Source organism: Profundibacter sp. (assembly GCF_056498605.1).
In genome coordinates, this window is the sequence record NZ_JBSMEZ010000064.1 from 1 (window position 1) to 10,916 (window position 10,916).

The 10,916-nt window shown below is 56.4% G+C and carries 17 protein-coding genes and 1 pseudogene; 4 read left to right on the forward strand and 14 right to left on the reverse strand.

The window, feature by feature from the left end:
* The 12 genes from ACWB12_RS06675 to ACWB12_RS06730 form a co-directional block, all read right to left on the reverse strand.
* Positions 1-494, reverse strand: a 494-nt coding sequence (locus ACWB12_RS06675) for a sulfurtransferase (RefSeq protein ID WP_479529286.1), incomplete at its 3' end; no start/stop codon positions are given.
* 14 nt (positions 495-508) lie between these two features.
* The gene (locus ACWB12_RS06680) at positions 509-958 is read right to left on the reverse strand and encodes a hypothetical protein (RefSeq protein ID WP_479529287.1); all 450 of its coding nucleotides are present in this window, start codon (positions 956-958) and stop codon (positions 509-511) included.
* A gap of 19 nt (positions 959-977) precedes the next feature.
* Positions 978-1,430, reverse strand: a complete 453-nt coding sequence (locus ACWB12_RS06685) for a hypothetical protein (RefSeq protein ID WP_479529288.1) — start codon at positions 1,428-1,430, stop codon at positions 978-980.
* 69 nt (positions 1,431-1,499) lie between these two features.
* On the reverse strand, positions 1,500-2,099 hold the full coding sequence (locus ACWB12_RS06690) for a Crp/Fnr family transcriptional regulator (RefSeq protein ID WP_479529289.1): 600 nt from the start codon (positions 2,097-2,099) through the stop codon (positions 1,500-1,502).
* Entirely contained in the window at positions 2,089-2,292 is a 204-nt protein-coding gene (locus tag ACWB12_RS06695; RefSeq protein WP_479529290.1) for a YgaP-like transmembrane domain, read from the reverse strand. Before ACWB12_RS06695 ends, ACWB12_RS06690 begins: the two co-directional genes overlap by 11 nt.
* 245 nt (positions 2,293-2,537) lie before the next feature.
* Positions 2,538-2,774 carry a thioredoxin family protein gene (locus ACWB12_RS06700; RefSeq protein ID WP_479529291.1) on the reverse strand — a complete coding sequence of 79 codons (237 nt, stop codon included), beginning with the start codon at positions 2,772-2,774 and terminating at the stop codon, positions 2,538-2,540.
* Between the two features lie 15 nt (positions 2,775-2,789).
* Positions 2,790-3,680 carry a cation diffusion facilitator family transporter gene (locus ACWB12_RS06705; RefSeq protein WP_479529292.1) on the reverse strand — a complete coding sequence of 297 codons (891 nt, stop codon included), beginning with the start codon at positions 3,678-3,680 and terminating at the stop codon, positions 2,790-2,792.
* A 78-nt stretch (positions 3,681-3,758) separates the two neighbouring features.
* Positions 3,759-4,172 carry an OsmC family protein gene (locus tag ACWB12_RS06710; RefSeq protein ID WP_479529293.1) on the reverse strand — a complete coding sequence of 138 codons (414 nt, stop codon included), beginning with the start codon at positions 4,170-4,172 and terminating at the stop codon, positions 3,759-3,761.
* A gap of 9 nt (positions 4,173-4,181) precedes the next feature.
* Positions 4,182-5,147, reverse strand: a complete 966-nt coding sequence (locus ACWB12_RS06715) for a permease (protein ID WP_479529294.1) — start codon at positions 5,145-5,147, stop codon at positions 4,182-4,184.
* A 15-nt stretch (positions 5,148-5,162) separates the two neighbouring features.
* Positions 5,163-5,510 carry a metalloregulator ArsR/SmtB family transcription factor gene (locus ACWB12_RS06720; protein WP_479529295.1) on the reverse strand — a complete coding sequence of 116 codons (348 nt, stop codon included), beginning with the start codon at positions 5,508-5,510 and terminating at the stop codon, positions 5,163-5,165.
* A 165-nt stretch (positions 5,511-5,675) separates the two neighbouring features.
* Complete coding sequence (locus tag ACWB12_RS06725) at positions 5,676-5,891, reverse strand: SHOCT domain-containing protein (RefSeq protein ID WP_479529296.1); 216 nt, start codon at positions 5,889-5,891, stop codon at positions 5,676-5,678.
* Positions 5,892-5,914: 23 nt separating this feature from the next.
* Positions 5,915-6,244 carry an ArsR/SmtB family transcription factor gene (locus ACWB12_RS06730; protein ID WP_479529297.1) on the reverse strand — a complete coding sequence of 110 codons (330 nt, stop codon included), beginning with the start codon at positions 6,242-6,244 and terminating at the stop codon, positions 5,915-5,917.
* Positions 6,245-6,323: 79 nt separating this feature from the next.
* On the opposite strand from ACWB12_RS06730, the gene ACWB12_RS06735 reads away from it, so the two are divergent.
* Positions 6,324-6,896, forward strand: coding sequence for a DUF302 domain-containing protein (locus ACWB12_RS06735; RefSeq protein ID WP_479529298.1), 573 nt, complete (start codon positions 6,324-6,326; stop codon positions 6,894-6,896).
* A gap of 24 nt (positions 6,897-6,920) precedes the next feature.
* Positions 6,921-7,658 (forward strand): sulfite exporter TauE/SafE family protein, encoded by a 738-nt coding sequence (locus ACWB12_RS06740; protein ID WP_479529299.1) that lies wholly within the window; start codon positions 6,921-6,923, stop codon positions 7,656-7,658.
* A gap of 163 nt (positions 7,659-7,821) precedes the next feature.
* On the opposite strand, the gene ACWB12_RS06745 is transcribed toward ACWB12_RS06740, so the two are convergent.
* On the reverse strand, positions 7,822-8,481 hold the full coding sequence (locus ACWB12_RS06745) for an ArsR/SmtB family transcription factor (protein ID WP_479529300.1): 660 nt from the start codon (positions 8,479-8,481) through the stop codon (positions 7,822-7,824).
* A gap of 81 nt (positions 8,482-8,562) precedes the next feature.
* Between ACWB12_RS06745 and ACWB12_RS06750 the strand changes: the two genes are divergently transcribed.
* On the forward strand, positions 8,563-9,441 hold the full coding sequence (locus tag ACWB12_RS06750) for a sterol desaturase family protein (RefSeq protein ID WP_479529301.1): 879 nt from the start codon (positions 8,563-8,565) through the stop codon (positions 9,439-9,441).
* Entirely contained in the window at positions 9,434-10,423 is a 990-nt protein-coding gene (locus tag ACWB12_RS06755; RefSeq protein WP_479529302.1) for a VTT domain-containing protein, read from the forward strand. The genes ACWB12_RS06750 and ACWB12_RS06755 overlap by 8 nt, the downstream gene beginning before the upstream one ends.
* 344 nt (positions 10,424-10,767) lie before the next feature.
* Here the strand turns inward: ACWB12_RS06755 and ACWB12_RS06760 are convergent.
* Positions 10,768-10,916: pseudogene (locus ACWB12_RS06760) on the reverse strand (arsenical-resistance protein); the annotation flags it as partial.

Sequence of the window (10,916 nt, forward strand, 5' to 3'; positions counted from 1 at the left end):
GCGGACAGGGTAACGGCGCCCGGCGCGGGTATCAGTTCGGCCTGCTCTATATCGTTGAAAGACTGCCAAGCCACGGTGCCGCCGTTGAGAATTTTAACCTGCTCCATGTTAAAACCATAGAGTTTGAGCAGAAAATAAAGCCGGGAGGCCAAGGCCGTAGCGCTGTCATCATAAAGAACAAGCGTGCTGTCATCGTTTATGCCCCAGCCGCGCAAAGTGGCTTGAAAGGCGACGCGGCTCGGGAATTTCATCAAGGTGCCCTGGCCAGAATTATCACCCAGATCCATGAAGCGTGCCACTTGGACAGCCCCGGGAATATGGCCGATGGTCAGGTAACGGTGCGGATAGTAACGCACCTCAAGCACGGTGAGGTTTTCATCATCTATATGCTCTTCCAGCCATTCGGAAGACACAAGGAAATCGGGGGTTTCCTCGGCCAAGGCAGGTTCGGTCAGGATGAAAAGCAGGAATACGGCTTTCAGCAAAAATCGCATGGGGGGTCCTTTGTTTAAGTGCGGCCCGTGAGGCGGGAGAATAGGCCGGTTTTTGCGGGAGGTGCCAGTGGCAGGCTCTCGGGCTTGCTGCGGCTAAAGATCATGTGCGGCATAACCGGCTCGGTGGAGCAGCTACAAGAAGACCCCATATTACTTGGGTCAAACACCTTGAAAAACGAGGGGTCTTTGGCATTGTCCACATAAACCGCGCCACTCATAGGCAGGTCTCGGCGCTGGTATACCACGGCACGGGCCGCATCGATTGCGGCCTCCAACGCTTCCCCTGAAAGCGGGGTTTCGGGAGCATCTTGTGCGGGGCAAAAGCTATACCAGGTGCCGGAGGCGGCGCGCATCTGTTGCCAGAAGGCGTCCATATCTTCCCAGCGTAAAATGCCTGTCATCCGCCCTGAGTATTGCTGCCAATAGGGGGTATCGGGCAACGGGGTGGTTATACGGCGGTGCATAGCGGCTCCTTTCGGGAGGCTAGGGGTTGAGCTTATAGGTCATATGGCACGCGGTGCAGGCCATCATCAAATCTCCGACCGCAGCCGCCACATGGGCCGGATCGTCGGTTTCGCGGGCCGCTGTGGCCACATCGTCAAATGCGAGATGCATAGCCTTGCCCATGTCTTTCATGCCCACGGGTAATTCGGCCATCATCGCCGGGTCCATATGGGCAAAATGGGCTTTGCCGCGCTCGGACGCCAAGGCTTCTACTGTTGTCATGTTGCCTTCGCCAAGGGCGAGCAGAATTTCCTGCACCTGCACAAACAGGCCAGCGCGCATATCGTGCAACAGGTGAATGCGCCAATGGTCCGAAACCGTGGTCAGCAATTCGCGATCATCCATGGATTCATCTTGCGCAAAACCCGTGCCAGCCGATAGGCCCGCCGCCAACAGACCGGCCGCCAATACAGATTTTTTAAACAGTGTCATAATCTCTCCCCTTCTTATTGGTTATAGCACAAGCCTATACGGGCGCTGCCAGCAAAAATATGATCGAGATTAGGGGATTTTGCGAATTTTGCGTTTGTCGCGGGTGATTTCCCCCGCAGCCTCCAGTTCACGCAATACGCGATAAAGGGTTTCCGGCTCCAGCCCCAGTTCCACCGCCAGTTCCGACAGGGGCGCGCGCCAGTCAAACACGCCGTCGGGGCCGGATTCACAGGCCAGCAGGTGCAAAACACGCTCATGGGCCGAACGCAGACGCACCCTCTCGTAGCGCGCGCATTGTCGGCGGGCATTGGCGGCGTTAGCCAGAAAGAAGGCTATGGAAAACGCCGCATCGCTTAGTGCGGATTCCAGAGCCGGAAGCGGCAAGAATAACAGCACTGAGGCTTTCACCGCAATAGCTTCACAGGTGTATCGAGGGGCGGCAATGGCGGATTCGGCGAAAAGCTCACCAGCTTTGCTCCGCGCCATCACCGCCTCGTGGCTGGCCTGCATATGGCGCAGGGCTTTCACCTCACCCGAGATCACATAATAAATCCCCCCCACCTTTTGGCCGTCACGAAACAGCGTTTCGCCCTTGGCCAACAAGACGTGCCGCGCCGCGCGGGCAAGCGCAGGGGTAAAATAGGCTGGAATACCGGCTCTATTTTGCACCGAAGGCCTTCATCATTTTCGTCATCAGGCAAAGGCCGGTGAGGCCGGCAAATGTCAGGTTTGCCCCGACAAAAAGCGTTACCCAAAGCCAGCTCATTGCGGCCAGATCAATAGAGCCGCCCATCTGGACCAGCCCGAGGCTGACCAATATAAACAGCCCTGCAAACATCATTGTCAGTCGTTGTGCGCTCATGGTTTTTCCCTTTCGAGTGTGGTTTGTTGATAGTCAGTTAACAGCAGCTAGGGTTGAACACCCAGAAGGCTGCCGGTTGCCTTTTCGGGCTGGCTCTCGATGCTCCAGCCGCACATGGGTCGAAAAATCCTTGTCCATAAGGTTTTTCTGACTGCCGGACACTGCAATGTCCACATTGCAGGCCATGTTTTGAGCATAGGCAGCAGGGGAGACGGGCACCGCCCCGGCTATGAGTGTGCGCCGGATCATGCTTTGATCCAGTCGTCCACCTGCGCCGGAGTGGGCATACCGCCTGCGTGCACCAGCGTTTCGTCGATCACCACACCCGGGGTCGACATGACGCCATAGCCCATGATTTCTCCCATATCGGTGATTTTTTCGATAGCAACCTCGACGCCAGCCGCTTTGGCTTTCATCTCGATCAGGTTCGCGGTGTTGGCACAGTTTTTGCAGCCTGAGCCGAGGATTTTAAAGGTTTTCATTGTGTTCTCCTTTGGTTAAGTCAGTGAATTTGACGGGCACATCCCGCCGGAAACTTCAAATTGCAGGGTTGTGTGTTCGATATCAAACCGGTCGTGCAGCATTTTGGCCAGCGCAAGGCGTAGCGCCCCGGATTTGCTCAAGAGCTGCTCTGGTAGTTCTATATGGGCTTCGAAATGCGTATCATGCTCGGAAACCTGCCATAGGTGGGTGTGGTGGATTCCCGTCACCCCGTCGGTGGATATAATCGCCGCGCGCACGTCTTGCAGATCAATGCCGCGCGGGGCGGCCAGCAGGATGGATTCCATCGCCTCCCACAGGATCGCAGCAGATTCCTTCAACACATAGATCCCGATCAGCACCGTCAGCAGCGGATCTATCCATGTAATGCCCCACAGCCAGATCGCCACGCCGCCCACAATCACCCCGACGCTGGAAACCGCATCCGATAGCAGATGCAGGTAGGCCGCACGCAGGTTGATGCTGTTTGCCGATCCGCGCTTCAGCAGAATGGTGCCCAGAACATTGGCCACCAGCCCAACCACAGCAACGGCCACCATAATCCCGCCGCTAATCGGCTCGGGGGTATGAAAGCGTTGCCATGCTTCTACAAACAGATATATGCTGATGGCAACCAGTGTGCCCGCATTAATAGTCGCGGCCAGAACTTCGGCACGTTTCAGGCCAAACGTATGGCGATCGGTGCGGGCGCGGGCATTCAGGCGAATGGCAATCCATGCAATCACAATCGCAATGCCATCGCTGAAATTGTGCAGCGCATCTGAAATCAGCGAAAGCGAGCCGGACAGAATACCGCCGATGACCTCCACCACGGTAATAATAACATTCAGCGCAACGACCAGCGCCAAGCGGCCGCCGGTTTCGGGTGTGCCATGATCATGTGCCATTGTGTGCCTCCAAATTCATTGCCACGTCAAACAACCAGCCAACACCGGCGGTGGCGGCCATCGCGTGGCGGGGGGATGTCATGACAATGCCCTTTCAATGGTGCCCGTGAGGTTGGTAACCTCGGCAATGGTGTTGGATATGGTGCCGTATTTGCGGATATTTTTATGCAAGAGCGCAATGCGCTGGTCACTTTCATCCGTATCCACGGTTATTTTGTAGCTGATTTTCTCGATCTTGGGCGGGATATCCTGCCGCACCCCGTGCAGCTTTATGCGGGCACCCCGCATCTCGAATTCGATCATCGGCATAATCCGCTGGATAGATTTCAACATGCAAGCCCCGACCGCCGCCAGCAATAGCTCGGCGGGGTTAAACGCGTCCACCCTGCCTGCCATGTCGGTATCCAGCATCACGCTGGCCTGTTTGGCTACCGCGCAGGAGGTCACCCCCGCGTGGCTTGTGGCCGTTACCTCATATTCCATTTTGGTCATGATATCCTCCTAGGCCAGCATGGCGTTGAACAGAAAGCCAACCCCGATAAAGGCGACAAACAATATGCCCGTGAACGTAGCAATAAGTTGAGGCTTGAGCACTTTGCGCAGAATAATCATCTCGGGCAGCGAAATTGCAGCCACCGACATCATCAGGGCCAGCACCGTGCCGATGGGCACACCCTTACCAAGCAAGGCATCCACAATCGGGATAACCCCTGTGGCGTTGGAATACAGCGGAATACCGATGAGCACCGCGCTTGGCACCGCAAAGATATTGTCCACCGAGGCATATTTTACGAAGAATTCCTGCGGGATAAATCCGTGCAACCCGGCCCCAAGGCCAACACCAATCAGCACATAAAGCCAGATGCGACCAACAATTTCCTTCACTTGCTCCCAAGCATAGGCGAGCCGTGCCTTAAATCCGGCTTGGGCTTGCTGAATCGCAGATTCCCCCATCCGGATTTTCCAGACATATTCCTCAACCCATTTTTCGAGCTTGAAAAACTCGATCGCCAAACCACCGAGAATGCCCACGGTCAGCCCCGCGATCACGTATAGAATAGCTACTTTCCAGCCAACCGTTGCAGCCAGCACAACCACGGCCACCTCGTTGATCATCGGCGAGGCAATCAGGAAGGCCATAGTCACGCCCAGTGGAATCCCCGCCTCCAGAAAGCCGATAAACAGCGGCACCGAGGAGCAAGAGCAGAAGGGCGTAACGGCACCGAGGCCAACGGCCATCGGATATGAGGCAAAACGCGAGCGGCCTGCCACCACCTTGCGCACCCGCTCAGGTGTGAGCATCGAGCGAAAAAAGCCGATGGCAAACACAATCAGCGTCAGCAAAAAGAAAATCTTGGTCACATCTTCAATGAAAAAATGCACCGCGTCACCCAGCTTGCTATCTGGCGCAAGCCGCAGAAGATCATAGGCTGCCCAATCGGCCAGCCGTGTAAAAATAGCAAACATCATTTTATCCTAGGTTTAGGCCGCCGAACTTCGCTCCGGCCGGTTGTTCATATTCATCAGTCTTGTCTTGTCTTGCGCCACAACAGGTGCGCTTGCCACGCCCTCAAGCGCGGCCGCGATCACCCGCTTTTGCCAGTCTTGCAAATGCGGACCAATCCGGTAAAAAACCCACTGCGCTTTGCGCACGGCTTCCACCAGCCCCGCATCGCGCAACGCCGCCAGATGTCGCGAAATTTTTGGTTGCGAAAGGTCAAGCCCCGCCACAAGCTCACATACGCAAACCTCGCCTTGGTCAGCCATCAGCGCCAAAGCGCGCAATCGTGTTTCGTCGCCCAAAAGGCGGAAGATTTCTATCTGTTCCATAGAAGTTATATATGCGAAATCATATATGCTGTCAATGGCATATATGATAAAACATATATAAGTGTTGCTCGGCCCGGGTGGCGGCATTGTGCGGTGGCTGGTCGCATAGCATAAATAGAAATTCTCTGCCCAGACATCCTGACCCTTCAGCGCTGAAAGCGCTGGCTAATGCGATAGCGTGGCCTTTATGTCTTCGTATTCTTCGCGGTTGATCTCGCCTGCTGCGTATCGGCGGTCTAGAATTTCACGCGGGGTTTCGGGGCGGCCTGACCCCATACTGCCACCGGCAAACATGCCGCGTATGAAATAGATGAACCCCACCAGAAACAGCAGCGGGAAAATCCACATATAGCCAAATCCTGTCCAGTTTCCGTATCCCATTTTATGCTCCTTAAAGTCGGGGCCTAGCTGGCCTTTTTATCCATTTCGGGTTTTTGCAGCGTCTGCGCCCATTCGCGAAAGTCATCCAATAAACCGAGGATTTTCTGATCTGGCAGGCAGTAGTAGACAAAAGCGCCTCGTTTTTCCGGACGCACCAGTCCGGCCTCTCGCAACAGACGCAGGTGGAACGAAACATTGGTTTGGCTCAATCCGGTTTCCTCAACAATTGAACTTACAGACTGACATTCCATTCCCAGCCCGCAAAGGATGCTCAGGCGGTTCGGCTCCGCCAGAAGTTTAAAAATTTTGCTCAGGGGCTTGACGCCGTGGCAATCCGTCACAATATCACTCATATGAGTATCCATTTATATGCTTTCCTACTCATACGATCTACTAAATATTCCGTGATGTCAACCAAACAGGAGAAGTGCTATGAACGGTAAGATGAAAGAGATGATGGGCAAGATGGATGCCGATATGAAGGAAAAGGGCCAGAGCATGATGGCGCAGTGTAAATCCATGATGGAACGCATGGAGCCAGACATGAAAGCCGAGTGTCAAGACATGATGAAGCGCGCGAAATCCATGATGGGGGAAAGCGACAAGCCGAAATCCGGCGATCTGGTGTTTACCCACAAAACCACTAGCAGCTTCGACGAGATCGAAGCACGGGTCGAGGCGGACGCCGAAGCCATCGGGCTGGAGTTGAAAAAACACTATCCGTTTTCAAAAAACCTGCCTGCGCAGAAAGGACTGGAGATCAAGGAAGATGCGTCGGTCTATGAGCTGTGCAATGCGCCTTTAGCGGCCGAGCTGTTGAACACCCAGCCGGAACTGAATGTGTTGATGCCGTGCCGAATCAGCATCTATGCCAAGGGAGGCGAGGTTTTCGTGACAATTCCCAATCTGGAAACCCAGCTTGAGGCCTTGGGCGCAGAAGGAGAACTGAAGGCCAATATCCTCAATCTATATGCCAAAATGCTCGAGATGATCAAAGCCTGGTAAAATGTGCCCCCCGGAGGCAGGGAAATGAACGACTACATCCTGTATTTTTCCCTGACACTGGGGTTTTCCACTCTGTTTTCAATGGGCGGGATCGGCGCCGCGATTGCGCTGGTGCCGATTTTCAATGCCGCGGGATTGCCGATCAACCTTGCCAAGGCGATCGGGCTGTTTATCAACACCTCCAGCACCATCACCGCCAGCATAATGAATTTCAAGCGCGGGGTGCTGAATATCAAGACGACCCTGCCGCTGATCATTGCCATCCTGCTGGCCACGCCTGTCGGGGCGTATCTGAGCCAGTATATCGTCGAGATGTGGGTGAAATGGCTGCTGGTGGGCTTCCTGCTGACCAGTGGCACGCTGCTATTGTTTCAAAAACGCGAGGCGAGGTTTCGGTTTCGCAGCCCCGTCCTGCTGGCGGCACTGGGCGGCGGTGTTGGCATCATCTCCGGCCTTCTGGGCGTTGGCGGTGGCGCGTTGTTGATCCCGCTGCTGATCCTGCTCGGCTACAACGCCAAGGAGGCAGGGATTGCCGTTTCCATGGTGATCCCGTTTTCATCCTTCGGCGCGTTTACCACCTATCTGAGCTTCACCGAAATGGACTGGCCGCTGCTGGGTGTCGTAACTTTCGCTGCGGTCCTCGGCGGCTACCTCGGCAACCGGATCATGCATTTTAAACTGTCGCCGGCGCAGGTCAAAAAACTGATAGGTGTCGTGCTTTATGTGTTGGCGGGCAAAATCGCCGTCGGCTTGCTAAGCTAACCAAAAGAGAAGGCCAGGAACAAGACCGTTCAAAACCTGATGTAAACCATGATGCCGCGCTGCATGGGAATGATGTTTTCGGGCTTGTCGAGGCCAGCCGCAAGGAGGCCGCGACGGGGATGCTGGAAAAACTGGCGGACGCTTTCAAGGCACAACTTGTAGCCTATGTATGCTCCAGCGGCAATCCGGCCGCCCGCCATTCCGGCAGGCCGTCTTCCAGCCGTCTTGCCCTGATGCCGCATTTTCGCAGGGCGGCCACGGCTTCGAACGACAGAACGCAATAGGGACCACGGCAATAGGCGATCACCTCCTGTGCGGGGTCGATTTCCGACAGGCGGGTTTCCAGCTCTTCTAGCGGAATATTCAGCGCCCCCGGCAAGTGCTCCATTTTGAATTCATCCTTGGGGCGCACATCCAGCACCGTGACCAGCCCCTCGCGCGAGCGTTCCAGCAATTCGGCATGGCTGACGGCCTCCATATCGTCACGGGCATGGAAATAACCGCGCAGCACCTTGTCCACCTCGGCCAGATTGTGCTCGCCCACATCAAACAGCGCGCCGAGCAGTGCCAGCACATTATCGCCCTTCAGCCGGTAGAGAATATATTTTCCGGCGCGCTGTGATTCGACCAATCCGGCCCGCTTGAGCTGTTGCAAATGCTGCGAGGTATTGGCCGTGGACAGGCCTATTTTGGCCGCCAGCGCATCCACACCGCGCTCTCCCTGCCCGAGATGCTCAAGTATATCAATGCGGTGCGCATTCCCGAGCGCCCGCGCGATGCTGGCAAACTCTTCATACAGTTTTATTTTCGGGCTGGTTGACATCGGCTATATCCATACATTATATCATTCAAAAGATTACTTGATTGTAATATATTTCGCAACACACAACAAGGGCCATACACCATGACCAACCTGCTTTTATCAAACGAGGGCGCTATAAGGCTAGCGATATTCCTCGGCATTCTGATTGCCATGGCAATCTGGGAGGTGGCGGCCCCGCGCCGCCGCATCGAAATTCCCCGCGTTATCCGCTGGACCAACAACCTTGGCGTGGTGATTGTCGACACCATCCTTGTGCGGCTGACCTTTCCCGTTGTTGCGGTCGGCCTTGCGTTGACGGCACAGGAAAACGGCTGGGGGCTGTTTAATATCATCGAGGCCCCGACATGGCTGGCAATCATCGTCTCCATTGTGGTGCTGGATTTCGCGATCTACCTGCAACATGTGCTGTTTCACGCAGTGCCGGCCCTGTGGCGGCTGCACCGGATGCACCACGCCGATCAGGCGATTGATGTCACCACCGGCCTGCGGTTCCACCCGATCGAGATCGTCCTGTCGATGGGGGTCAAACTGGCCGTGGTTGCCGCGCTCGGCCCGCCCGCCGTGGCCGTGCTGATCTTCGAGGTGCTGCTGAACGCCACCGCGATGTTCAACCATTCCAACATCCGCCTGCCCCAAGGGGTGGACCGTGTGCTGCGCCTGTTTGTGGTAACGCCCGACATGCACCGCGTGCATCACTCGATCGACCGCAAAGAAACCGACAGCAATTACGGCTTCAACCTGCCATGGTGGGACCGTCTGCTCGGCACCTATATCGCCCAGCCTGCCAAGGGCCATGATGACATGACCATCGGCTTCGAGCAATTCCGCCGCGTGCGCGAGCAATGGCTGGACAAAATGCTGACCCAGCCGTTTCGTGGCCCCGCCAGCGGGCCTGATCCGCGCGACCAGCCCACCAGCGGGCCGGGCCCGCGCAGCCATAAGGAGACGAACGATGAATAAGGCTCTTTTCCCGCGCCTGATGGTGCTGGCTCTGGTGGCGGCCGCCATCGCCTTTGTCACCCTGAACCGTGACCAGCTGAACCCCGAGGCGCTCGACGCATGGCTATCGGGCTTCGGGGTCTGGGCACCGGTTGTCTATGTCGGGCTTTATGCCCTTGGCACCGTGCTATTTGCCCCCGGATCACTGTTTGCGCTGGCGGGCGGGGCGATGTTCGGGCCTGTTCTGGGCACGGTGCTAAACCTGCTGGGGGCAACGCTCGGGGCCAGCACCGGCTTCCTGATCGCCCGCTATCTGGCGGGTGACTGGGTGGCGCAAAAAACCGGCGGCCGCCTGAAACGCATGATCACCGGCGTTGAAAACGAAGGCTGGCGCTTTGTTGCTTTCGTGCGCCTCGTGCCGGTATTTCCATTCAACCTCAGCAACTACGCCTTCGGCCTCACGCGTATCCCGTTTGTGTCCTATGTGGTGACATCTTTCATCACCATGGCTCCCGGCGCGCTGGCCTACACATGGCTCGGTTATGCGGGCCGCGAGGCCCTGGGCGGCAACGCCACGGCCATCCGCTACGGCCTGCTGGCGCTTGGCCTGCTGGCCGCCATCGCTTTTGCCCCGCGCTTGATTAAGCGGATACGCGGCGGTAACACCGCATGGATAGATGCTTCGGCGGCGCGCGCGCAACTGGCAGGGCCGACACCGCCGACAATCCTCGACCTGCGCGGCGCAGACGAGTTCACCGGCCCGCACGGCCATATCGCCGGCGCGATCAATATCCCGCTGGAGGAACTGGAAGCGCAGCTGGAACAGGTCGCGGCACGCCTGACCGGCGAGGTCATTACCGTCTGTCGCACCGACCGACGCTCCGCCAGCGCCGCGCGCCTGCTGCGTGATGCGGGCCACAGCAACGTGGTCGTCCTCAAGGGCGGTATGGTCGAGTGGAACGCGCTCGGGTTTAAAACACAATCCCGTCATCAGGCGGCTTAAAGACAGGATACCCCATGAAAACCCTGTTCAGCCTAAACGACGCGCCCTATGGCAGCGAAAAATGCTACAACGCCCTGCGTCTGGCGCACGCGCTCTTGAAGGCCGAAGCTGTGCCGTAGAGAATTTATAGCAATGATCAAACTCATCGCACGCTAAACAATTCTCCCATGCAGTAGAATTCACATGCGAAATGTGTTTCGGTGGCGACAGTCCCAAAACCTCGGTTTTCATAGAAAAAACTACGCCGTTTTCTGTCTGGTCTGGATGGGGGCCCGTAACATTCGGGAATATTTTTCCATAGCAGGGCTTGCGCGGCATAATTTCTCTCCTTTTTCCTAATAATATCAATGCTCACGCGCGTCAAAACTACTTCGTTTGCGGTTTGCAAAAGCCACCAGTGAAAGCATGACCGGAACTTCGACAAGCACGCCGACTACGGTTGCCAGTGCGGCACCGGAGTTCAGGCCAAACAGACTGATGGCAACCGCAACGG